Origin of the sequence: Rhizobium sp. TH135, from assembly GCF_002855515.1 — a bacterium.
Classification (GTDB): domain Bacteria; phylum Pseudomonadota; class Alphaproteobacteria; order Rhizobiales; family Rhizobiaceae; genus Allorhizobium.
The window spans coordinates 354,972-376,400 of the sequence record NZ_PKRP01000003.1 but is presented as its reverse complement, the minus strand read 5'-3'; the positions used below and the strand labels follow the sequence as shown (position 1 = coordinate 376,400).

At 60.5% G+C, this 21,429-nt stretch carries 22 protein-coding genes; 9 read left to right on the top strand and 13 right to left on the bottom strand.

The features are described from left to right. Positions 1–41: 41 nt before the first annotated feature. Positions 42–998: a patatin-like phospholipase family protein gene (locus C0V73_RS10815; protein WP_102020000.1), complete on the top strand. Its 957-nt coding sequence runs from the start codon at positions 42–44 to the stop codon at positions 996–998. Positions 999–1,046: 48 nt separating this feature from the next. On the opposite strand, the gene C0V73_RS10810 is transcribed toward C0V73_RS10815, so the two are convergent. Together C0V73_RS10810 and C0V73_RS10805 are read right to left on the bottom strand one after the other, a co-directional pair. Further along, positions 1,047–1,481, bottom strand: coding sequence for a CBS domain-containing protein (locus C0V73_RS10810; RefSeq protein ID WP_102019999.1), 435 nt, complete (start codon positions 1,479–1,481; stop codon positions 1,047–1,049). Positions 1,482–1,599: 118 nt separating this feature from the next. Next, a complete protein-coding gene (locus C0V73_RS10805) occupies positions 1,600–2,361 on the bottom strand; it encodes a rhomboid family intramembrane serine protease (RefSeq protein ID WP_102019998.1) in 762 nt (253 codons plus the stop codon). 313 nt (positions 2,362–2,674) lie between these two features. Here C0V73_RS10805 and C0V73_RS10800 point away from each other — a divergent pair, with 313 nt between their 5' ends. The 6 genes from C0V73_RS10800 (at position 2,675) to C0V73_RS10775 (ending at position 7,810) form a co-directional block, all read left to right on the top strand. Continuing rightward, the gene (locus tag C0V73_RS10800; protein WP_102019997.1) at positions 2,675–3,286 is read left to right on the top strand and encodes a PilZ domain-containing protein; all 612 of its coding nucleotides are present in this window, start codon (positions 2,675–2,677) and stop codon (positions 3,284–3,286) included. 482 nt (positions 3,287–3,768) lie between these two features. Beyond that, positions 3,769–4,377 carry a transglutaminase-like cysteine peptidase gene (locus tag C0V73_RS10795; RefSeq protein WP_102019996.1) on the top strand — a complete coding sequence of 203 codons (609 nt, stop codon included), beginning with the start codon at positions 3,769–3,771 and terminating at the stop codon, positions 4,375–4,377. 217 nt (positions 4,378–4,594) lie between these two features. Then, complete coding sequence (locus C0V73_RS10790) at positions 4,595–5,389, top strand: hypothetical protein (protein WP_102019995.1); 795 nt, start codon at positions 4,595–4,597, stop codon at positions 5,387–5,389. A 96-nt stretch (positions 5,390–5,485) separates the two neighbouring features. Then, a complete protein-coding gene (locus C0V73_RS10785; protein WP_102020348.1) occupies positions 5,486–6,946 on the top strand; it encodes a serine hydrolase in 1,461 nt (486 codons plus the stop codon). Between the two features lie 47 nt (positions 6,947–6,993). Then, positions 6,994–7,266: a hypothetical protein gene (locus tag C0V73_RS10780; protein WP_102019994.1), complete on the top strand. Its 273-nt coding sequence runs from the start codon at positions 6,994–6,996 to the stop codon at positions 7,264–7,266. 16 nt (positions 7,267–7,282) lie between these two features. Beyond that, on the top strand, positions 7,283–7,810 hold the full coding sequence (locus tag C0V73_RS10775; RefSeq protein ID WP_102019993.1) for a gamma carbonic anhydrase family protein: 528 nt from the start codon (positions 7,283–7,285) through the stop codon (positions 7,808–7,810). 9 nt (positions 7,811–7,819) lie between these two features. Here C0V73_RS10775 and C0V73_RS10770 read toward each other — a convergent pair whose 3' ends face one another. Genes C0V73_RS10770 through znuC form a run of 3 tightly spaced genes read right to left on the bottom strand, consistent with a single transcriptional unit; the run spans position 7,820 to position 9,924 of the window. After that, positions 7,820–8,227 carry a Fur family transcriptional regulator gene (locus tag C0V73_RS10770; RefSeq protein ID WP_102019992.1) on the bottom strand — a complete coding sequence of 136 codons (408 nt, stop codon included), beginning with the start codon at positions 8,225–8,227 and terminating at the stop codon, positions 7,820–7,822. A gap of 4 nt (positions 8,228–8,231) precedes the next feature. Then, on the bottom strand, positions 8,232–9,047 hold the full coding sequence (znuB, locus tag C0V73_RS10765) for a zinc ABC transporter permease subunit ZnuB (RefSeq protein WP_102019991.1): 816 nt from the start codon (positions 9,045–9,047) through the stop codon (positions 8,232–8,234). Beyond that, a complete protein-coding gene (gene znuC / locus C0V73_RS10760) occupies positions 9,037–9,924 on the bottom strand; it encodes a zinc ABC transporter ATP-binding protein ZnuC (protein WP_102019990.1) in 888 nt (295 codons plus the stop codon). The genes znuB and znuC overlap by 11 nt, the downstream gene beginning before the upstream one ends. A 121-nt stretch (positions 9,925–10,045) precedes the next feature. Here znuC and C0V73_RS10755 point away from each other — a divergent pair, with 121 nt between their 5' ends. Both C0V73_RS10755 and C0V73_RS10750 read left to right on the top strand, forming a co-directional pair. Continuing rightward, positions 10,046–11,131, top strand: a complete 1,086-nt coding sequence (locus C0V73_RS10755) for a zinc ABC transporter substrate-binding protein (RefSeq protein ID WP_172450155.1) — start codon at positions 10,046–10,048, stop codon at positions 11,129–11,131. Positions 11,132–11,224: 93 nt separating this feature from the next. Beyond that, complete coding sequence (locus C0V73_RS10750) at positions 11,225–12,415, top strand: GTP-binding protein (protein WP_102019988.1); 1,191 nt, start codon at positions 11,225–11,227, stop codon at positions 12,413–12,415. Between the two features lie 3 nt (positions 12,416–12,418). Here the strand turns inward: C0V73_RS10750 and lpxB are convergent, their stop codons facing one another. From lpxB to C0V73_RS10710, 8 genes are all read right to left on the bottom strand, one after another. Then, on the bottom strand, positions 12,419–13,594 hold the full coding sequence (gene lpxB, locus C0V73_RS10745; RefSeq protein ID WP_102019987.1) for a lipid-A-disaccharide synthase: 1,176 nt from the start codon (positions 13,592–13,594) through the stop codon (positions 12,419–12,421). Next, the gene (locus C0V73_RS10740; protein ID WP_102020347.1) at positions 13,591–14,481 is read right to left on the bottom strand and encodes an LpxI family protein; all 891 of its coding nucleotides are present in this window, start codon (positions 14,479–14,481) and stop codon (positions 13,591–13,593) included. The genes lpxB and C0V73_RS10740 overlap by 4 nt, the downstream gene beginning before the upstream one ends. 3 nt (positions 14,482–14,484) lie before the next feature. Further along, positions 14,485–15,300 carry an acyl-ACP--UDP-N-acetylglucosamine O-acyltransferase gene (gene lpxA, locus C0V73_RS10735; RefSeq protein WP_102019986.1) on the bottom strand — a complete coding sequence of 272 codons (816 nt, stop codon included), beginning with the start codon at positions 15,298–15,300 and terminating at the stop codon, positions 14,485–14,487. Then, the gene (fabZ, locus tag C0V73_RS10730) at positions 15,297–15,764 is read right to left on the bottom strand and encodes a 3-hydroxyacyl-ACP dehydratase FabZ (RefSeq protein WP_102019985.1); all 468 of its coding nucleotides are present in this window, start codon (positions 15,762–15,764) and stop codon (positions 15,297–15,299) included. The genes lpxA and fabZ overlap by 4 nt, the downstream gene beginning before the upstream one ends. Then, positions 15,757–16,821: a UDP-3-O-(3-hydroxymyristoyl)glucosamine N-acyltransferase gene (lpxD, locus tag C0V73_RS10725; RefSeq protein ID WP_102019984.1), complete on the bottom strand. Its 1,065-nt coding sequence runs from the start codon at positions 16,819–16,821 to the stop codon at positions 15,757–15,759. Before lpxD ends, fabZ begins: the two co-directional genes overlap by 8 nt. A gap of 50 nt (positions 16,822–16,871) precedes the next feature. Beyond that, positions 16,872–19,199 carry an outer membrane protein assembly factor BamA gene (gene bamA, locus C0V73_RS10720; protein WP_102019983.1) on the bottom strand — a complete coding sequence of 776 codons (2,328 nt, stop codon included), beginning with the start codon at positions 19,197–19,199 and terminating at the stop codon, positions 16,872–16,874. Between the two features lie 194 nt (positions 19,200–19,393). Continuing rightward, positions 19,394–20,527, bottom strand: coding sequence for an RIP metalloprotease RseP (rseP, locus tag C0V73_RS10715; RefSeq protein WP_102019982.1), 1,134 nt, complete (start codon positions 20,525–20,527; stop codon positions 19,394–19,396). Between the two features lie 66 nt (positions 20,528–20,593). Then, complete coding sequence (locus C0V73_RS10710) at positions 20,594–21,427, bottom strand: phosphatidate cytidylyltransferase (protein ID WP_102020346.1); 834 nt, start codon at positions 21,425–21,427, stop codon at positions 20,594–20,596. Positions 21,428–21,429 lie beyond the last annotated feature (2 nt).

Genomic DNA, 21,429 nt, shown 5'->3' with positions numbered 1-21,429 from the left:
CCTAATATAGTTCGGATTGTTCAGCTAATGGGGTAGCGGAGATGCTGAACTGGAGCATGATTTCAAATGGCGGCGCGGGCGGCGCGCAGCCGTCCAAAGATGGCGGGACAACGCCGCCGGGCGCTATCGTTCCTGAAAAGCGCCCAAAGGCAAAAGTGGCCTTGGCTCTGGGTGGTGGGGCTGCGCGCGGTTGGGCCCATATCGGCGTCTTAAGAGCCCTCGACGAGGAAGGCATCGAAGTCGGCATGATCGCCGGCACGTCGATCGGTGCTCTGGTTGGCGGATGCTATCTTGCCGGAAAGCTTGACGAATTGGAGGCTTTCGCGCGCTCGCTTACCATGCGCCGCATTGCCTCGCTGCTCGACCTCACCATCGGTGGTGGCGGCCTTCTGGGCGGCATGCGTCTTACCAAACGGATGCAGGAACATCTCGAAGGACTGACCGTCGAGGAACTGCCCAAGCCTTTCGTGGCGGTGGCTTCAGAGCTGAACAGCGGACATGAGGTGTGGATCGATGGCGGAAGCCTGATCACGGCGCTCAGGGCGTCCTACGCCCTGCCCGGCATTTTCGAGCCGGTTCACTGCAACAACAGAACCCTGATCGATGGCGCGCTCGTCAACCCGGTGCCGGTGTCTGTCTGCCGCGCCTATGAGCAGCCGCTCGTGATGGCCGTCAATCTGCATTACGATGTCTTTGGTCGCTCGGCCGTGGTCAAGCACAAGGCCTCGATGCCCTCCCAGGCCCACACTGAAACAGCACGCGCCCCGAACAAGGTCGGCCTGACCGGCGTGATGGTGCAGGCGTTCAACATCATCCAGGACCGCATTTCACGCGCACGCCTCGCTGGCGATCCGCCCGATCTCGCACTTCATCCGCGTCTCAACGATATCGGACTGTCAGAATTCCACAGGGCCGGAGAAGCGATTGAACGCGGTTATGAGGAAGCGAAAATCCGGGTCACCGAAATCCGCCGGATGCAGGAAGCCGTCCTGCGCTAGAGGCGGCGTTACCGCCGCCTCGTCACTCGGCTTTGTTCTCTCGCCGTATCAACCGGCGATATAGGCCTTGATGTGTTCGGCCTCTTGCTCGATCTCGCGGATGCGAGACTTCACCACGTCGCCGATCGAGATGATGCCGGAAAGCTTGCCATTGTCCTCGACGGGCACATGGCGGAAACGACGGGTCGACATCATTTCCATCAGTTCGTTGACGCTGGTCTCTTCGCGGCAGCGATAGACATTGGCCGTCATGAAGGCCGAAACCGGCTGATCGAAGGCATTCTTGCCTTCCGACCCGATCGCACGCACGACGTCACGCTCGGTGAAGATGCCGACGATCCGGTTTTCCATGCCGACCACGACGGCGGCACCGATCTTGTGTTCTTCCAGCACATGGGCGGCTTCGCCCAAGGTCAATGTCGGGCTGATCGTGATAACGTTGCGGCCCTTTTGGTCGAGTATGCTTCTGGCTGATGCAGGCATGCGTTCCTCCTCGCATAGAACACTCGGTCGGCAGCCCAACCCTCCTCAGACTGCCGGACCAAAATCGTGCCTTTTATTCAAGCGGAATGCAATAAGCGCTGGATCACGCCCTTGTGGCCTAGCGGCTATGGGGATCGAAAAGAGCAAAGCAGAAGAAGCCCAGGAGAAAGCCACCGATATGGGCATCCCAGGCGATCGCGGCCGAATCACCGCCGAGCATCGGCAGGCCGAGCGCGATGGCGACATTGCCGAGGAACCAGACGATGATGAAAACGCGCACGGTTTTATCGGCAAGCGCCTGCCCGACTGAAAGCAAAGGCGGCTCTGCACCGGTGATACGGGCGAAATTCCGCTGACGCTCGCCGAAGGCGAAACGGCAGGCAGCCCCCATCAGCGCGGAGATGACGCCCGAGGCCCCCACCATCAAGGAAGGAACGCCCCAATTGACGGCTGCGTGAAGGGCGGCGGCTGCCACGGAGGAGACGATCCAGAACAAGACAAACCTGGTCTCTCCGATTCGCCGGCAGACCGGCGTACCAAAAGCGGCAAGCCACAGACTGTTGAACGCGAGATGCTCGAAACTGCCATGCAGCAGCGAATAGGTGACCGGCGACCACAGCCAGGCCAATGACTGCTCCGAGAACGGATAGAGATAGCGAATGGGGGAGAAGCCGAACTCGACGGCAACCCACTGATTGAGCGGAGCCGAGATAACCAGCTCCTGCAGGGCGTAAATGCCGCAGATCACGCCGAGTGCTGCAAGCACGCCTGCCGGCAGATTGAAGATGGGTGGCTCAGGCGAGGAAACCGGCTCTCGGTCCGAGGCATAGGGCTCTCCTGTCGGAAGCGCTCCTCCTCGAGTTCCTGTCTCATCCTGCATCTGCGCTTCCTCTTCTTCAGCTCAACTCAGGTAATGCAGGCGGCGGATAAAAAAAAGGCCACCCGGAAACCGAGTGGCCGGTTGGCGCTCGACGAAACGTCGCGCCGACTGGAGTTGGTGCCGAAGGCTGCCCTTCGCGTCTGATGAAGACGAGATGCCATCTTGATACGAAAAGGGCAATCTCAACCTTCCCTTAACCTTAATTGCCAGGCAAATAACGTTCCGTCTCGAAAAAGCGCGCCCAAAAGCAAACACTATATTAACGGCTCGCCGCCTACTGTTAAGCGACAGAGGAACAGACAGATTCTCCATGATGTACTCTACGCAGGCAAGCCAGAGCAACACGATCGCATCGCCGGGACAGCAACGCGCCTTTCAGCGTGTCGCCGTCAGCCTGCAGGGTCGACTCATGCTTGCCACTTACGAAGAGTATGTCTGCAAGGTGATCGACATGTCCCCGGGCGACGTTCGCTTCGCTTGCGCGGGCATGCCACGCCCGGGTGAACGCGTGATCGCCTATATCGACCACCTCGGCCGGATCGAGGGGACGGTGGTCAAGCTGACCGAGGACGGCTTCGTCATTTCCATCAATGCAACGGTGCGCAAGCGCGAAAAGCTCGCGGCTCAGCTCACCTGGATTGCCAACAAGCACGAACTCGGGCTGCCGGAAGACCGCCGTCACGACCGACTGACGCCGCGCCAGACGCGGACAGAGCTCACACTCGAAGACGGCAAGACCTATCCCTGCCGCCTCATGGACCTTTCGCTTTCGGGCGCAGCCGTCGACATCGACATCCGTCCGCCAATCGGATCGGCCGTTCGCCTCGGCAACATGCGTGGCCGCGTCGTGCGCCACTTCATGGAAGGCGTCGCCATCGAATTCCTGACGTTGCAGTCGAAAGAAGCCCTCACCGAGTTCCTCTGATCCTCCACGACATCCAATGCGAAAGGCGCCTGCGGATCCCGCAAGGCGCCTTTTTCTATGCCGAAACAGAAATCGTGCCAGAGCGGCACAACATTTTTCAAAAAAATTCGATCGCAAAACTGGCCAGATATGCCCAGGCGAGTGAGCCTAGCGGGCACTCTGGCCGTTCGCGAATTGTCTGTCTGCTCGGCTCCAGCACACACCTCCCGATCGGCCAAGCATCGCCCTCGCCTGATCGCACCGACCGCAAACCTCTGTTTTATTGGCATTTATCGGCACTTGTCGCGACCCAGACGAAGAGGATCGTTAAAATGCCACTCAACTTTTCTACAAATTTTCTTCAATATATAATCAAATATAGCGCGAATACATGTAAATATAGAATCTGATTTTCAGATACTTCGTCGCTTATCTTACCGCTATTCTTCGCGGTCGGTCAAAATATCCATGTCATTGCTATCTCCATTACCGGGAGACAACCAATGACAACAAAGAAAAATCTGGGTATTGGAACTCTGGCCGCCGCTATCGCTGGTGTCCTCGCTTTTCAGGTTTCGGCCATGCCGGCCAACATGCAGGTGGTCGGAAAGGCCAACCCGCCGATCGGTCACTACGAATTCTGTCAGACCTATTCCGGCGAATGCGCCGGCAGCCAGGCGGATAGCGGGCCGATGGTTCTGACCGAGGACCTGTGGAAGGCGATCCTCGACGTCAACTACACCGTCAACAGCTCCATCACGCCGCTCACCGACATGGAAATCTATGGCGTGGAAGAGCGCTGGACCTATCCGCGCAGCGTCGGCGATTGCGAAGACTTCGCCTTGCTGAAGCGCAAGATGCTTGTCGACCGCGGCGTCGACCCGGCCGACCTGCTGATGACCGTCGTCCTGCAGCCGAATGGCGAAGGCCATGCCGTGCTCACGGTGCGCACGGACCACGGCGACTTCATTCTCGACAACATGCGCAACAAGGTGCTGCTGTGGTCGGAAACCGAATACACCTACCTGAAGCGTCAATCTTCGAGCAATCCAGGGCGCTGGGTGAAGCTCCAGGACGGACGCGCAGGCATCGTCGGCAGCGTGTCGCAGTAAACCACACGCCACCTCCGCTTCTGGCCCGGTCTGTCCCCGCCTACCCGCCCCCCGACCGGAGCCAATGAGCCGGTCCCGTCCAACCGGGACCGGCTCTCTTTTTGTCGAGCGCCCAGCCACGGGCCTCGGAAATTTCACCGAAAATTAACCACGTTCATCGAAGTCTCATTTCGGGATCAGCCACGCTATCGTGGTGGCGCCGAGGGGATGAACGACGATGCGGGCCGAAACCAGCAGACCGGAGGCGGAATCAGACGAGACACCCCTGATCTCGACGCGCTTCCTTGTCATTGCGATGCTCGCAATCCTTATCCTGGCCGCGGCCTCCTTCGCCATTAGCTGGTATGGCCGCGCCTATGGTGAGCGCTTGTCTCTGGCGGGGCATACCGAGAGCACCGAGATCGTCAACATCGTCATCGGGCGCGACGAACTCGCCTTGCCGGCAAACGTAATCCGCTTCGAGCCAAAGCGCCAAGGAGGCCCCGCTGAACGGGTGGATCTCTATCTTCTCTGGCCGGAGCTTACCGGATATGCGAGCGCGGAGCGTCGGCGCTTCGACGACCTGACGCTGGCAAACTCGCTGATCTTCCTGCAGATTTCACAGAGCACAATGTCGAGAGACATGTCCGGGCGTATCGAGCCCATCTATCGGCATCTGTTTGATGGCCCGCCTACGCCCGGGCCCGCCGGCCTGACCCTGCACACCTTCAAGAGCGCCACGGGCTACGAAGGCGAACAGCTACTCACCGGCACGCTCCCAGACGGCACGACCTATGCCATCCGCTGCCTGATGCCGATGACGCCCGAAGACGCAACCTCCAGCGACTGCCAGCGCGACATCCATGTCGGGGAAGATCTCACCGTCCTCTACCGCTTTTCCAGCCAAATGCTTCCGGATTGGGCCAAGATCGATCAGGCCGTGCGCCAATACGTGGCCGGTCGCGTCCACGCGGCCCCGGCTGCCGCGACGCTTAAAAATCAACTCAAAGCGTCAACCGACCGTTCATCATAAACCTCTTGGTAAGGCTAATTCCGTAGGGTCCCTCGAGATGGTCGCGATTGGGGGAGAGCGCCCTGTCGTCAATTGCTAGATTAAAAGAGTATCGTGGTGCATAAAGTTTTGGGAAGCTTCAACGTCGCAGCCGTTCTTCGCCGGCTTGTCCTCACGCTGTTTGCGGTCCTCGTGGCGAGTGTCGCTGCCGTCAGCGTCGCACAGGCCAACCCGAAATATGCAGGCATCGTGATCGATGCCAAGACGGGCAAGGTTCTCTATAGTGAGAACGCCGACAGCCTGCGTTATCCAGCCTCGCTTACCAAGATGATGACCCTATACATGGTCTTCGAAGCGCTTGAGGCCGGCAAGATTTCGCTCAACAGCAAGGTCCCGTTCTCGGCAAATGCCGCCAAGGAGCCGCCGTCCAAGCTGGGCGTTGGCACTGGGCGCAGCATCACCGTCGAGCAAGGCATCATGGCGCTGGTCACCCGCTCTGCGAACGACGTTGCCACAGCTCTTGCCGAATCTCTCGGCGGCTCGGAGCAGCGTTTCGCGCAGATGATGACCTCCAAGGCCCGCAGCCTCGGAATGACCAAGACGACCTATCGCAATGCGCACGGCCTGCCGAATACGGCACAGATGACGACGGCACGTGATCAGGCTCGCCTCAGCATCGCCCTTCGCCAGCACTTCCCCCAGTATTACGGCTATTTCTCCACCCGCAGCTTCCGCTTCGGCAAGCAGACGATCGGCAATCACAACCGCCTGCTCGGCCAGGTTCGCGGCGTTGACGGTATCAAGACGGGTTATACCCGCGCTGCCGGCTATAACCTCGCGACCTCGGCACAGGCAGATGGTCGTTCTATCGTCGCCGTCGTGCTCGGCGCAACATCCGGTGCTCGCCGCAATGCGCAGATGACCAATCTCGTGCAGCGTTATCTGCCGGCTGCATCTTCGAGCCGCGGTGGTGGCAACCTCATCGTCAAGAACGACACCTCGGTCGCGCCTGCTCAGGCAACAGCGTCGCTTGGCGGCGGCAATGTTCCGAGCCTGCCGCAGACCGGTCCGCTGCCGACCGTTCGTTATAGCGGTGTGGCACAGGCCTATGCCGCATCACCGGCAGGCAATGCTGCGAGTGCCGCACTCGAGACAATGCGTCCCGTTGCCCCCAGCGCCACGCCGGCGGTGCCTGTTCCGCAGCCTGCGCCTGCCTACATGCCGGATTCCGGTGCTGCCATCGCGCCAGCGGCGCCCACGCAGTCGGTCGCCGCAGCCTCTACAATGCCGCCGGACGTCGATGCGGTCACGACTGCATCAACCACGCCGAGCTCGGGCTGGGTCGTGCAGATCGGCACGTCACCCAACAAGGACTTGGCCATGGATCTCTTGCGCAACGCGCAGGAAAAAGGCGGAAAGGTATTGCGTTCCGCCACCCCCTTCACTGTCGCCTATGGCGATGGTGCCCAGCAGATCTACCGCGCCCGTTTTGGCGGCTTCGACGAACAGAAGGACGCGGTGAATGCATGTAACGCCCTGAAGAAGAAGGGAATCGGTTGCTGGGCAGCTGCCCAGTAACACGGTCACCCGAAACCTCGATTTGTACTGTTTACGAGGAATACGGAATGGCAACGAAAGACTTCCGACATCAACCGGTGGATGGTCAGGACAATAGCGGCCTGTCGCCTTCGAGCGGTGTGCTGCACCCCTTGCACGAGGCAGCCTACCGCCTTGCCGATCTGGGGCTTCGCGAAAAGCGCTCGAAGACCAAGGACCTGATCGGGCTTCTGCTCTCTCACGGCGCCCGGGCCTGGCGTTATTCCCAACCCGAAGCCAGCATCCATCTCCACGTGACGTCTCAGGCCGGACGCTTCCCGGTCATCATGCGCCTGCGCTGAACAGACGGATCCGCCGATGCCGCTCTACCGTCTCGGAGACAGGGTGCCGAAACTGCCGGGCGCCGGAAGCTACTGGATCGCGCCGGATGCCCAGGTCATCGGCGACGTGCAGCTCGGCGAAGATGTCGGCATCTGGTTCGGGGCGGTTCTGCGGGGCGACAATGATTCGATTTTGATCGGTGCCGGCACCAATATCCAGGACGGCGTGATGGTGCATACCGATCCAGGTAAAGGCGTCACGATCGGCGAGGGCTGCACCATCGGCCACCACGCGATCATTCATGGCTGCACGATCGGCAACAACTCGCTTATCGGCATGGGCGCAACCGTCCTGAACGGCGCTCGGATCGGCAATAACTGCCTGGTCGGGGCCAATGCGCTTATCACGGAAGGAAAAAACTTTCCGGACAAATCCCTGATCGTCGGCTCCCCCGCCCGTGTCGTCCGTACCCTCGACGAGGTGGCCGTTGCGCGGCTCAGACTGTCGGCGGAAAACTATGTGCGCAACTGGCGCCGATTTGCGGCGGACCTGCAGCCACTGTGAGCGCTGCCGTCAGGTAGCAATTTCCGCACAGGTCGCACAAAATCCCCTGATCTCGATCGTCGTCTTTTCCGGCTTGAAGCTGCGGCCACGGGTGATGGTTTCCAGCCGGTGGTCCACGTCGTGGTCGTGGAATTCCGTCACATGTCCGCACTTGTTGCAGATCATGAAGGCGACCGTGCCATGTCCCGAGCAGCCGTCATGAGGATGCGCACAGGCGACGAAGGCGTTCAGGCTTTCCAAGCGATGGACCATGCCGAATTCGACCAGCTTGTCGAGCGCCCGGTAGACCTGCAGCGGTGCGCGGAAGCCGTGCTCCCGCAAGCGGTCGAGCAGGGTGTAGGCCGAGAGCGGTCCGTCGCTGCCGACGAGGGCGTCGAAGACGAGGGACTGATTGCGTGTGAGATCGGTCTTGGTCATGGGTTCAGCCCCTCGAGCGAAGGTCGGTTGTCCTGGCGCCCGGTCGAGGCAGCAGGCTGATGATGAAGAGCAGGAGTGCAGCAACCACGATCGACGGTCCGGACGGCGTGTCGTAGGTCAGCGAGCCGAAGAGGCCCATGACGACGGCCACGGCGCCGATCACCGAGGCAAGCACTGCCATGACTTCCGGCGTCGTCGCAAAGCGTCGGGCGGCAGCAGCCGGGATGATCAACAGAGACGTGATCAGCATGATGCCGACAATCTTCATTGCGATCGCAATGACCAGGGCCATCAGGAGCATGAAGATCAGCCGCGCGCGTTCGGGCTGCATACCCTCGGCTTCAGCGAGTTCGACATTGACTGTCCCGGCCAGCAGGGGCCGCCAGAGCCAGGCAATGATCGCCACCACCACGAGGCCACCGATCCAGACGATGGCGACGTCGGTCGGTGTTACCGCCAGAATGTCGCCGAAGAGGAAGGCGATGAGGTCGAAGCGGACCCAGGTCATGAAGGCGACCATAACAAGGCCGATCGCCAATGTGGCGTGGCTGAGGATGCCGAGCAGGGCATCGGCAGAGAGACCCTGGCGCTTCTGGAGAACGATCAGGATCAGCGAGACGAGTGCCGCGACAACGAAGACGCTGACCATCAGGTTCAGCGAGAAGAAGAGCGAAAGTGCCACGCCCAGCAGGGCCGAATGGGCCATCGTGTCGCCGAAATAGGCCATGCGCCGCCAGATGACGAAACAGCCGAGCGGACCGGTCGTGAGAGCAAGTCCGACACCGGCGAGCATGGCGCGGACGAAGAAGTCATCCAGCATGATCGTGCTCCCGGTTCTTGTGGGGCCCATGGTCATGGCCATCATGGTGATCGTGGCCATGGTGGTCGTGATGGTGGTGCCCGTCTTCGGGATGGCAGTGATCGGTCACGCTGCCATCGGCGTGCTGGACGCGCCCATCGGGCAGATGTGTGTGATCGTGGTCGTGGCTGTAGACCGCGAGCGTCTGTGCAGCCTTGGCGCCGAAGAGCCGCATGTATTCCGGGCTTTGGCTGACCGCCGCCGGGGTTCCCCGGCAGCAGACATGGCCGTTGAGACAGATGACCGTATCGGTTTCCGCCATCACCACATGCAGGTCATGCGAGATCAGAAGAATGCCGCAACCGGTCGAATTGCGGATGGATGTGATGAGGTCGTAGAGCGCGATCTCACCGGAGAAATCAACGCCCTGGACGGGTTCGTCGAGAACGAGAATATCGGGCTTGCGGGCCATGGCACGGGCGAGCAGGGCCCGCTGGAATTCCCCACCCGACAGGTGCTGGACCTCTGCACCGGCAAGATGCGCGATGCCAACAGCTTCGAGTGCCGTATTCACTTCAGCGGAGGACAAGGGTGCCGTCAGGGTCATCAGGCGGCGGACCGTCAGCGGCATGGTCCAGTCCACGGAGAGGCGCTGTGGCACGTAACCGACGCGCAGGCCGGGCTTGCGCTCCACCCTGCCCTCGTCCGCCTTGGTCACCCCGATCGCCATCTTGGCGCTCGTCGACTTGCCGGACCCGTTGGGGCCGATCAAAGTGACGATCTCACCGGGGCGCACGGAGAAATCGACCCCGCGCACGAGCCAACGGCCGTTTCGGTAGACACCAGCGCCGGTGAGTGACACCAGCGGTGCGGCCTCCCGTGATTTCATGGCATTCATAGGTTTCTCGAGATTTTGATGTTGCCACCTCCTATGCCACACGTTATAGCATAACGCAACTTAAGTAATAGTATTACATAACCACCCTCAGGAGCATTGTATGACCCGCTATCGCCTCGGACTGGCTGCCTCCACGGCGCTGCTTTTCCTGTCGCCCGCTTTCGCGATGGCAGCGCCTGACGTCGTGGTCTCGATCAAGCCTATCCACTCGCTCGTCGCTTCGATCATGAAGGGTGTCGGCGAACCGTCGCTGATCGTCGAGGGTGCCGCCTCCCCGCATACCTATACGCTGAAGCCGTCCAACGCCCGGGCACTCGAAAATGCCGACGTCGTTTTCTGGGTGGGCCCTGGTCTCGAAGCCTTCCTGGATAAGCCTCTCGAGGCTTTGCCGAAGAATGCCAAGGTGGTGGAGCTCGAAGACGCGCCGGGCCTGACCAAGCTGCCGTTCCGCGAAGGCGGTGCCTTTGAGGGTCACGACCATGGTGACCATGCCGAGGCCGGCGAAGGCGCTGATGACCATGCGCATGATCATGGCGCCGAAGAAGCCGGCCATGACGATCATGCCAAGGCCGAACACGCCGATGATCACGGGCACGACCACGGGGCGGAAGACGCCGCTGCCGCCGGTGAGGTCAACGGGCACGAGGATCATGCCCATGAGGGTCATGATCACGATGAGCACGAGCATGGCGGCACCGACATGCATCTCTGGCTCGACCCCAGCAATGCCAAGGCGATGGCGGCTGAAATCGCGAAAAGCCTTGGTGATGCCGATCCGGCAAATAAGGCAGCATACGAAGCCAATCTCACGACCCTCAATGCCGAGATCGATGCGCTCGACACGGAGATTGCAGCGCAGCTGAAGCCGGTGCTGGAGAAGCCCTTCATCGTCTTCCACGATGCCTACCAATATTTCGAAAAGCGTTATGGCGTGCGGGTGGCCGGTTCTGTGACCGTCAGCCCGGAAACCATGCCGGGCGCCGAGCGGCTGTCTACCATTCACGCAAAGATCGAGGAACTCGGAGCGGCTTGCGTATTCGCCGAGCCGCAGTTCGAGCCGAAGCTGATCAGCGTCGTTACCGAAGGCACGCAGGCGAAGTCCGGCGTGCTCGATCCCGAGGGCGGTGCGCTGGAGGCTGGACCAGGTCTCTATGGCCAGTTGATGCGCAATCTCTCGACATCGATGAGCACCTGCCTCTCGCAGTAATCTGATCCCTCCCCCGGGCGAAAAAGGCGGGACTTCGGTTCCGCCTTTTTTAGATCATCTGTTGTTATGTTATTACATTAAATGGAGTCTCTCATGAAGAAGCTTCCCGTGACCGTCCTGTCCGGATTTCTGGGTGCCGGCAAGACGACCTTGCTCAACCATGTTCTCGCCAATCGCGACGGCTTGCGTGTCGCCGTCATCGTCAACGACATGAGTGAGGTGAATATCGATGCGGCGCTGGTGCGTGGCGGGGATGCAGCTCTGTCGCGCACGCAGGAGCAATTGGTGGAGATGAGCAATGGCTGCATCTGTTGCACGCTGCGCGACGACCTTTTGAACGAGGTGCGCGGGCTCGCCGAACAGGGACGCTTCGATTACCTGCTGATCGAGGCGACCGGCATTGCCGAGCCCTTACCGATTGCCACCACATTCGACTTCCGCGATGAACAGGGTCGCAGCCTGTCAGACATCGCGCAGCTGGATACCATGGTGACCGTGGTGGATGCCGCCAATCTTATCGGTGACTATTCCTCAAGCGACTTTCTCGCAGACCGCGGCGAGGCTGCCGGTGAAAACGACAATCGGACGCTCGTTGATCTCCTGGTCGAACAGATCGAATTCGCCGATGTGATCATCCTCAACAAGGTCGGCACAGCCACCCCGGTTCAGCTCGATGCGGCGCGCAAGATCATCGCGGGGTTGAATGCCGATGCCCGTATCATCGAGACCGACTTTGCCCATGTGGCCGCAAAGGACATCCTCGGGACCGGGCTTTTCGATTTTGCCAAGGCCGAGACGCATCCCCTGTGGTTCCAGGAACTGCACGGCTTCCGGGATCATGTTCCGGAAACAAAAGAATATGGGATCCGCTCCTTCGTCTACCGCGCCCGCGCACCGTTCGACCCCACTCGCTTCCGGGCTTTTCTCGATCGTTCCTGGCCGGGCGTCATCCGGGCCAAGGGCTTCTTCTGGCTGGCCACCCGTCCGCATCATGTCGGCGAACTCAGTCAGGCCGGCCCACTCGTCAGGACGACCAAGATGGGCCTCTGGTGGGCCTCGGTGCCCAAGTCTCGCTGGCCCGACGATCCGGGCTTCCTCAATGCGATGACACCCTATCTCGACCAGGAGTGGGGAGACCGGCGGCAGGAGATCGTCTTCATCGGTGCCGATCCCATGGATCAGCGTCAGATCACGGCGGAGCTGAATGATTGCCTCGTTGCAGCAGAAACTTTCACGCCGACGGCCTGGGAGGGCCTTGCCGATCCCTTCGCCCGTTGGGCCTGAGGATCAGATCTTTCCGCGCTTTTGCAGGACGGAGAGAACCACGGCCGCGCCGGCTTCACCGGCTGGCCGTTCCGTTTGCAGCTTGCGCCAGACGTCGTCATATCCGCTGAGCATCGCTGCACGTTGCGGTGTGTCCAGCGACAGGCGTTCGGCCCACCGCACGAGGCTCGCGGGCCGAAGCACGTCGTTGAAGTATTCCGGGACGACGGCATAGTCCGCAATCAGGTTCGGCAGGGCACCGGTCCAGATCTTGATGCGGTTGGCGAGCAGCCGGATGATCCAGTCGCCCTTGTAGGTCGATACGACCGGGACATGGGCAAGCGCCAACTCCAGGATGACGGTGCCGGAAGCCGCGATCGCGGCGTCCGCTTCCTCGAAAGCGCGCCACTTTCCCTCGTCGCCGACCAGGATATCGGGCCTCAAGGTCCAGTCCCGCGTGATGTCACGCGCGCGGGCTTCCTGGCGAGCCACTGTGGGCAGCACGAAGCGCGTCTCGCCGTTGCGGGCGACGAACTCCTTCATCGCGTCCCCGAAGACCGGCAGGAGCTGGGTGATCTCACTGCCACGCGAACCCGGCAACAGTAGAATGGTTTTGGGCTCTTCCTCGCCTTTGACCGCTCTCGCCTTGCGGGCTTCGCGGATGCGACGGATATCGGGGTGGCTGGACAGTCTATGGCCGACGAAATGGGTTTCCGGTCCACCGAGCCGCTGCATGACGGCGGGCTCGAATGGCAGGACCGCCAGCACGGCATCGACATAGTCGAGCATGGCCTTGGCGCGGTATTCCTTCCAGGCCCAGACGCTGGGGCACACATAGTTGACTACCGGCAGATCCGGCAGCTTGCGCCGCACCTTCTTTGCCACGCGATGGGTGAAATCCGGGCTATCGACGATCAACAGCAGATCCGGCTTTGCCTCGACGATCGCATCAGATGTCAACGAAATCAGTTTGATGAGGCGCGGGAGCTTCGACAGCACCTGGGTGACGCCCATGATCGAGAGCTCGGAAAAATCGAAGAGCGACCTCATCCCTTGCGCCTCGAGCGCATCCCCACCGACGCCGACGAGTTCGACAGGGCCTGGATGCATCGCCTTCAGCTGCGCAATGAGATCGGCCCCGAGCAAGTCTCCCGAGACCTCGCCGGCAATCACGGCGATCTTCAGCGGCTTGTCGCTCATGCTTGAAGCTCCTTGTTCGACCGGTCTATGCCGACGACAAAGATCCCGGCGGCATCCGCAGCCGCGATCATCGCCTCGCGCTCGACCACGAGGGCCCGCCCGGCTTCGACGGCAATGCCCGCCAGCCCTGCGGCTTTGGCGTTTGCGACAGTCGAAACGCCGACTGTCGGCAGATCTGCCCGAAGATCCTGCTGCGGCTTGCAGAGTTTGACCAGAACGCCCTTGCGGCGCTGGGAGATCCGTCCCTCCGAGCGCAGCCCCTTAACGCGGGCAAGCATGGCATCGGTGCCTTCGACGCCCTCTAGTGCTACGATGCGGCCACCGACCGCAACCGCCCCCTGCCCGACGTCGAGCCTGCCCAGCGTCTCAGCGGCATCCGCCGCTCTGTCGATATCCTTCAACGCATCCGCGTCCGGGGAAATCGTCCCGAGTGGTCCCACCGTTGCCAGGAGACCCGGCAGGATTTCATGCGCGCCGAGCACTTCGCAGCCTTGCGCCTCGATCAGCGCGATCACCATGCGCAAGACAGCATCGTCACCGCCGGCGAGCAATGTCTTGAGGGCACTCGGGAGCTTGAGAAGAGATTTCCAATTGACCCGGATCTCGCCGAAGGCCGGGCGTCGCTTGACGGCACCCGACATCACGACCCGGCGAATATCATGCTGACGGAACAGCGCAGAGAGACCCGCCATGTCGCCGACGCCGATGACAGCGGTGTCGAAGCCTTGCCAGATATCGTCGGCTTCGTTCTTCAGTCTGAGGACGATGGGATCCTCGCCTGCGTCACGAGCCGCTTCGGCCAGGAAGAGCGGCAGTTTTCCGCTGCCAGCGATGATCGCGAGGCGACCGGTCCGCGGCAGGCCGTCACGATGCGCGGCCGCCGTCATCAATCAGTTCTTGCCGCGATGGGGCGACGACAGCGCCCGGTCGCTTTCGGCCGCGATGAAATCGAGGATCTCGATCACGGGTGCACAGTCGAGATATTCCTCGCGGATGGCCGCAGCATTGGCGCGGGCAGAACCTTCGCTCTCGAAGATCTGCTTGAAGGCGCGGCGGACCTGATGGATCACCGAACGCTCGATACCCGCGCGGGTCATGCCGACGACGTTGAGGCCGCCCAGAATGCCCGGATTGCCGTTCAGCATGCCGTAGGGAATGACATCATAGGCCACGGCAGACAAACCACCGATGAAGGCCTGACGACCGATACGGGTGAACTGGTGCACGGCGCAGCCACCGCTGAGGATGGCCTTGTCACCGACGTGGACATGACCGGCCAGCATGACATTGTTGGAAAGGATGATGTCATTGCCGAGAATGCAGTCATGGGCGACATGCGAATTGGCCAGGAACAGGCAGTGGTCGCCGACGCGGGTGATACCGCCACCGCCGACCGTGCCGCAGTTCATCGTCACGCCTTCGCGCATGGTGCAATTCTGACCGACGACCAGAGTGGAATCTTCGCCCGCCTCGTGAAGGCTCTGCGAGACACCGCCAATCACGGCCATCGGGTGGATCTTGGTGCCGGCGCCGATTTCGGTCAGACCGGTAACCACGGCGTTTGAGATGAGCTCAACCCCGTCTTTCAGCGTCACGCGCGAACCAACCCGGCAGAACGGACCGATACGGACATTTTCGCCGATCACCGCGCCGTCTTCGACCACGGCCATCGGATGGATGACGGCGCTTGCGGCGATCTGGCTCATTTCTGATCCTTGCGCATGATCATGGCACCGATGTCAGCCTCGGCGACCAGCGCGCCGTCGACCTTGGCGTCGCAATGGAACTTCCAGATGTTGCCGCGCTGCTTCTGCTTCACGACGTGAAACTCGACGCGATCGCCCGGCACGACAGGCTTGCGGAAACGGGCATTGTCGATCGTCATGAAATAGACGAGATTTCCGCCCTCGCCCTGAAGCCGTGCACAGATAGCACCGGCAGTCTGCGCCATGCCCTCAATCAGAAGGACGCCCGGCATGATCGGGCTTTCCGGGAAATGACCCGTGAAATGCGGCTCGTTGGCCGTTACGTTCTTGATGCCGATGGCAGAATTGTCACCGTCGATCTCGACGATCTTGTCCACCAGCAGGAAGGGATAGCGGTGGGGCAGAAGCTTCATGATCTCGAGGATATCAGCCGATCCCAATTCGCTCTTCGCGAGTTCAGTCATTGCTGGCTCCTTTGTCTTTTGCGCGGCCATCATAGCGGCTCAAGGTGTCCGCCACCTCGCGCAGATAATCCTTCAATGGGCGGGCCGGTACGCCGCCGTATTTTTCACCCGGGGGCACGTCTGCGAGAACGCCGCTCATCGCGGCAATCTGTGCGCCGTCGCCAATCTTGATGTGGCCATTGACGCCAGCCGCACCGCCGATCATGACGCCATCGCCGATGACCGTGCTGCCGGCAATGCCGACCTGGCTGACGATGCCACAATGACGCCCGATGCGAACGTTGTGACCAACCTGGACCAAGTTATCGATCTTGGTGCCCTCGCCGATCACGGTATCGTCCATGGTGCCACGGTCGATGGTGGTGTTCGCACCAATCTCGACATGATCCTGGATGATGACACGGCCGACCTGAACGATCTTGAGCATGCCACGCGGGCCCGGCGCATAACCGAAGCCGTCCTGGCCAATACGGGCGCCGTTGTGAATGATCACATTGTTGCCAACGAGGGCAACCTGAACCGTCGCGCCGGCGGCAATCACGCAGTCGCGACCGATCCGGACACCCGGTCCAATCACAGCACCTGGGCCGATGCGCGTGCCGCTGCCGATTTCGACATCAGCGCCAATGACGGCCATGGGCTCAATTTCAACGCCGTCTTCAAGGCGCGCCGTCGCATCGACGAAGGCTGCTGGAGAGATTTTTGCCGTCTCGGACGTCATGCGAACAGGCGCAAGCCCCTGTGGATGCAGAAGACCGCCCGCAAGAGCAAATGCCGTATGGGCACTCTTGGCGACGAGAACGGGAATATGGGAAGGTACCAGGGAAAGCAGAGGCTTCTCGCAGAAGATCGCCGTGGCTTGGCAAGTCGTGAGTTCTTCACGGTTGCGGCGAGAGAGGATGTAGCAAACATCCCCATCCTTCGCCCGCGCCACCGGCGAAACGGATCGAACGATCCGTTCCCCGTGGCTCGCATCCTGCAATTCCGCCCCCGTGTGGGCTGCAAGTGCAGCCAAGGTCACCCCGGTATGGGGCGGAAAGAAATGATTATGCTCCATCAGCAAACGCTCCAGAACGTCAACCTGCCAGCAGTTCTGGACCGCCAGTGTTAGAACTGGTTCGCCATGCTGAAGCGGAATTCCTGGGTCTCGTCGAAGTCTTCCTTGGCGACCGGAACCGCGTAGTCGACGCGAAGAGCACCGAAGGGCGAATTCCAGACGAGGCCAGCACCGACAGATGCACGGAGAGACATTCCGGTCCCGTCGGCTCCCGTGTCACTCGCAAGTTCGCTTCCGAACAGCGTACCGGCATCAGCAAAGACTGCGCCGCGGAAGCCGAGATCCTGCGGAACCAGCGGAAGCGGGAATGTTGCCTCTGCGGACGCCGTGAAGTACGTCGTACCGCCGATCGAGTCATCGCCCATGCGAGGACCGATACCGCTATTATCGAAGCCACGGATTTCCTTGCCGCCGATCTTGAACTGATCAAAGACGTTCAGGTTGTCACCGAGGGCAACGACGTGACCGGCCGAACCAGCCAGCGAGCCTACGATGTCGAACTCGTCCGACAGGGTGTAGAACATGCGGGCGCGGATGAAGGCCTTGTAGTATTCGGAGTCGCCACCGAGACCGGCATATTCATGCGTAAAGCTCGCATAGATGCCTTCATGTGGGTTCTGGCGATCGTCGACCGTGTTGTAAACGATCGAGTGACCGAGGATCGACTGCTTCCAGGTGCCTTGCTCAATTACATCAAGGTACGGCTGAGCCGTATTTCCAGAGTTCGCACCATCGTTAATGTAGTCGATTTCTTTGTACGTATACCGAAGGGTGGTCGCAAGGTCTTCAGTAATAGGCGCGGTGACCCGAATGGTACCACCCTGCTCCTCGTAGTCGTAATAGGTGTTGCTGCTGGTCGAGCTCTTGAAGAGATCGAAGCCGGCGGCCAGACGGTAACCGAGGAAATAGGGCTCGGTGAACGAGAAGTTGTAGGTCTGCGTGTCGTCGAAGCCGCCACCGGCAGCAAGACGAATGAACTGGCCACGACCGAGGAAGTTCTTTTCTTCGACAGACGCTTCGAGAACCAGGCCACCATCGCCGACGGAGTAACCAGCACCGATGCCGAACGAACCAGTCGGCTGATCCTGAACATCAACAATCACGACCACGCGGTCCGGCGAGCTGCCAGCCTGGGTCGAGATGTTGACCGCGGAGAAGAAGCCGAGAGCTTCCAGACGGCGCTTGGCGCGCGAGATAGTCTCCTGGTTGAAGGCGTCGCCTTCGGAGATGTCGAATTCGCGGCGGATGACGTAGTCGCGGGTACGAGTGTTGCCACGCACTTCGATGCGCTCAACGTAGGCGCGCTCACCCTGGTCGACCAGATAGGTCACCCCGATGGTGTTGGTTTCGAAGTTGCGGTCACCACGCGGCACAACGCGGGCAAAGGGATAGCCAGCCGAAGATACGCGGCGGGAAATCGCTTCCATCGACTTCTGGACGTCGCGGGCGCTGTAGGTGTCGCCTTCACGCGTCTCCAGGAGGCCCTGAAGCTCCGAACCGTCGATGCCATCAACAGTCGATTCAACCGATACCGCACCAAAGCGATAGCGTTGGCCTTCGTCGACCGTGATGTTGATGGTGTATTCGTTGCCGGTTTCGTTCAGCACGGCCTCAGAAGAGATCACGCGGAAGTCGGCATAACCATGGTTGTAATAGAACTGGCGCAGCGCTTCTTCATCGGCGCGCAGCTTGTCTTCATTGTAGACGTCCTTGCGGGTCAGGAAGGACAGGATGCCCGATTCCTTGGTCTGCAGAACGGCGGCCAGACGACCGTCGGAATAGGCGCTGTTGCCGACGAAGTTGATCGAGCTGATCTTGGTGCGCTCGCCTTCGTTGATCACGAAAGCCAGGTTCACGCGGCCTTCTGCGACCGGCACGACCTGCGTCGTGACTTCGACGTCGCTACGGCCAATGGCGCCATAGGCTTCGCGGATGCGCTGGATGTCGGCGCTGATGAGGCTATCGCTGTAAGGACCCTGAGCCTGGGTCTGGACGATGCCCTGAAGCTTGTCGTCCTTGATCTTGCGGTTGCCGTTGAACACCACCTGATTGATCAGCTGGTTTTCAGCAACTGTGACGACGAGCGTACCGCCGGATACCGAAATCTGAACATCAGAGAAGAAGCCGGTCGCGTAGAGACGCTTGACCGATTCATCGATGTCGGCATTGGAGAAAGTCCGACCCGGCTGGATCGAAAGGTTGGAGCGTACAGCCTCAGGCCCAACACGCTGAGCGCCGCGTACGTCGATACGCTGAACCACTGCAGCTTCGGCCGCAACGGCCGATGCGAGGACGGCAATACCTGCTCCCGAAGACACAACACCAGCAGACAGCGCGACCGCCGATACTGCGTTCAAAAACTTTGAACCAGCCTTCATGTGTATACTTTACCTTCTTCCATTGCCCCGCAGTCGTTACCCGACTCCGGCCCGTGTGTGGTTTTAGCGGGTTTTACCCTACAAGCAAGTGTGCGAGTTAATTTCTGTTTACTTCATTTCAACGCGTGGCCCAATCGCCACTATCAATTTGAAACATCGTAAACAAACCCTTTCGCAGCTTGCAAGCTCCCCCGCTAGCCAATCAACCGGCTGATATCGTTCCAGGTGGCAAAAACCATCAGAGACAGGATCATGGCCATACCGATGCGGAAGGCGATTTCCTGTGCGCCCTGACCCATCGGCCTCCCTCGCACTGCTTCAATCGCGTAGAGAACGAGATGCCCCCCGTCAAGCACCGGAACTGGGAACAAGTTCAAAAGCCCCAGAGAAACGGAAAGAACCGCGGCCAGATTTAACAGGGCGATAACGCCGAGTGTCGCCATCTCCCCGGATGCCTGGACAACTCGCACCGGTCCGCCCAGCTGATCCGCGTTCATACGGCCCGCAATCATGTTGCCGATATAATCGAACGTGCCGGTCACGATATGGCCGGTCTGGCGGACTCCTTCCCACAGAGCCTGAAGTGGGGACAGTTCGACGATTCGGAAATTGCCAGCCTGCTGGTCGGTGATGATGCCGATCTGGCCGACTTCCATCTCGTTGCCGAAGCGATCGGTGGTGACAGCCCGTTGCGGAACCAGATCGAAATCGACTTCCTGACCATCGCGGCGGACCGTCACTTCGACCGGTACTTCCGGCCGCATTGTGATGTAGCGCACAACATCGTCGAAGGTCTCGATGGTGCGACCATCCAGGGCAACCAGAACGTCGCCACGCGCAATGCCGGCGACCTCCGCGGCACTGCCCGGCTTGATATCGGCCACAACAGGATCGGAGACCGGCTTGCCCATGGTTGCGAACATCCCGGCGAAGATTACGATGGCGAGCAGAAAATTGGCAAGCGGGCCTGCGGCGACGGTCACGGCGCGCTTCCACAGCTTTGCGCCGTTCAGTGTCTGAGCGCGTTCCTGCTCGGTCAGCTCTTCGGCCATCGAGCCATCAGGGCGGCTCGCAGCATCTGCGTCACCGAAGAAGCGTACATAGCCCCCGAGAGGGATTGCTGAAATCTTCCAGCGGGTTCCGTGGCTGTCCGTATAACCGATCAGCTCAGGACCGAAGCCGACGGAGAAGGCGAGGATCCGGATGCCCGACCAGCGCCCCGCCAGATAGTGGCCCATTTCATGGATGAAAACGAGCAGTGACAGGATCAGGATGTACGGCAGGATATACCCGCCGAGGAAACTGAAGATTGCGCTGATGTGATCCATCTATCCGTATCCTGATCTCGCACTTGGCGAAGGTTGACGCCGTCGACTGCCGGATTGAACCGATCCTCAAAGACCGAAGAGGAAGGCTCCCATGGACACGACGGCATTGGCACTTCCGGCGGAACTGCCGATGGCCAAGAAAAACGCGGCAAAACAGGCAAATACAAGGCCGTCAACGCGGTCCATCACACCACCATGGCCGGGAATGAGCTTGCTCGAATCCTTCACGCCAAATCGCCGCTTGATAAAGGATTCAAAGAGGTCACCGATCTGGCTTGCTATCGAAAGAGCGAGCGCCACCAGCACCACCCATATGCCGACGTCCTGGAAATGGGCCATTGCCACCAAAAGTCCACCGGCCACACCGGACACGGTCCCGCCAATGGCGCCGGACCATGTCTTGCCGGGCGATATGCGCGGGGCAAGCTTCGGGCCTCCGATGGCCCGCCCGACGAAGTAAGCCAGGATGTCGGTTGCCCAGACCACCACGAAGACGAAGAGCATGGCGATGAAGCCGAGCGAATCCTCACCCCGGATGGCGGACAGCGAAATGGCGCTCAGACCAGCATAGAACAGCCCGCCGGGCTGCCACCAGCTGACACGGCGCAACAAAGAGGGAATGGCAGATGTGATCACAAGACCAGCAAAGAGCGGCACGGTCAGTTCGGCCTGTCCAAACAGCATGTTGAGGCTGATCAACGCCATCGACAACCAACCGAAGGCATTCGCCCTCAGGCTGCCTTCCGCGAGCCGCGTAATCGTGGACCATTCGTAATAGATCAACAGACCGATCGCTGCCGCCACAGCCTTGAAGGCCAAACCGCCTAACCAGGTCGCCGAAAGGACCAAGACGATCATCACGATGGCAGAGACGATCCTGAGCTGCAGCTCGCGCGACATGG

Bases quoted from the DNA above. Each gene is read 5' to 3' on its own strand.
- C0V73_RS10750 (WP_102019988.1), top strand. From the start codon at position 11,225: ATGAAGAAGCTTCCCGTGACCGTCCTGTCCGGATTTCTGGGTGCCGGC.
- C0V73_RS10810 (WP_102019999.1), bottom strand. From the start codon at position 1,481: ATGCCTGCATCAGCCAGAAGCATACTCGACCAAAAGGGCCGCAACGTT.
- lpxB (WP_102019987.1), bottom strand. From the start codon at position 13,594: ATGAGCGACAAGCCGCTGAAGATCGCCGTGATTGCCGGCGAGGTCTCG.
- C0V73_RS10740 (WP_102020347.1), bottom strand. From the start codon at position 14,481: ATGACGGCGGCCGCGCATCGTGACGGCCTGCCGCGGACCGGTCGCCTC.
- lpxD (WP_102019984.1), bottom strand. From the start codon at position 16,821: ATGGAGCATAATCATTTCTTTCCGCCCCATACCGGGGTGACCTTGGCT.
- C0V73_RS10770 (WP_102019992.1), bottom strand. From the start codon at position 8,227: ATGACCAAGACCGATCTCACACGCAATCAGTCCCTCGTCTTCGACGCC.
- C0V73_RS10815 (WP_102020000.1), top strand. From the start codon at position 42: ATGCTGAACTGGAGCATGATTTCAAATGGCGGCGCGGGCGGCGCGCAG.
- C0V73_RS10710 (WP_102020346.1), bottom strand. From the start codon at position 21,427: ATGTCGCGCGAGCTGCAGCTCAGGATCGTCTCTGCCATCGTGATGATC.
- znuB (WP_102019991.1), bottom strand. From the start codon at position 9,047: ATGCTGGATGACTTCTTCGTCCGCGCCATGCTCGCCGGTGTCGGACTT.
- lpxA (WP_102019986.1), bottom strand. From the start codon at position 15,300: ATGAGCCAGATCGCCGCAAGCGCCGTCATCCATCCGATGGCCGTGGTC.
- C0V73_RS10805 (WP_102019998.1), bottom strand. From the start codon at position 2,361: ATGCAGGATGAGACAGGAACTCGAGGAGGAGCGCTTCCGACAGGAGAG.
- bamA (WP_102019983.1), bottom strand. From the start codon at position 19,199: ATGAAGGCTGGTTCAAAGTTTTTGAACGCAGTATCGGCGGTCGCGCTG.
- fabZ (WP_102019985.1), bottom strand. From the start codon at position 15,764: ATGACTGAACTCGCGAAGAGCGAATTGGGATCGGCTGATATCCTCGAG.
- rseP (WP_102019982.1), bottom strand. From the start codon at position 20,527: ATGGATCACATCAGCGCAATCTTCAGTTTCCTCGGCGGGTATATCCTG.
- C0V73_RS10800 (WP_102019997.1), top strand. From the start codon at position 2,675: ATGTACTCTACGCAGGCAAGCCAGAGCAACACGATCGCATCGCCGGGA.
- C0V73_RS10795 (WP_102019996.1), top strand. From the start codon at position 3,769: ATGACAACAAAGAAAAATCTGGGTATTGGAACTCTGGCCGCCGCTATC.
- C0V73_RS10790 (WP_102019995.1), top strand. From the start codon at position 4,595: ATGCGGGCCGAAACCAGCAGACCGGAGGCGGAATCAGACGAGACACCC.
- C0V73_RS10780 (WP_102019994.1), top strand. From the start codon at position 6,994: ATGGCAACGAAAGACTTCCGACATCAACCGGTGGATGGTCAGGACAAT.
- C0V73_RS10775 (WP_102019993.1), top strand. From the start codon at position 7,283: ATGCCGCTCTACCGTCTCGGAGACAGGGTGCCGAAACTGCCGGGCGCC.
- znuC (WP_102019990.1), bottom strand. From the start codon at position 9,924: ATGAATGCCATGAAATCACGGGAGGCCGCACCGCTGGTGTCACTCACC.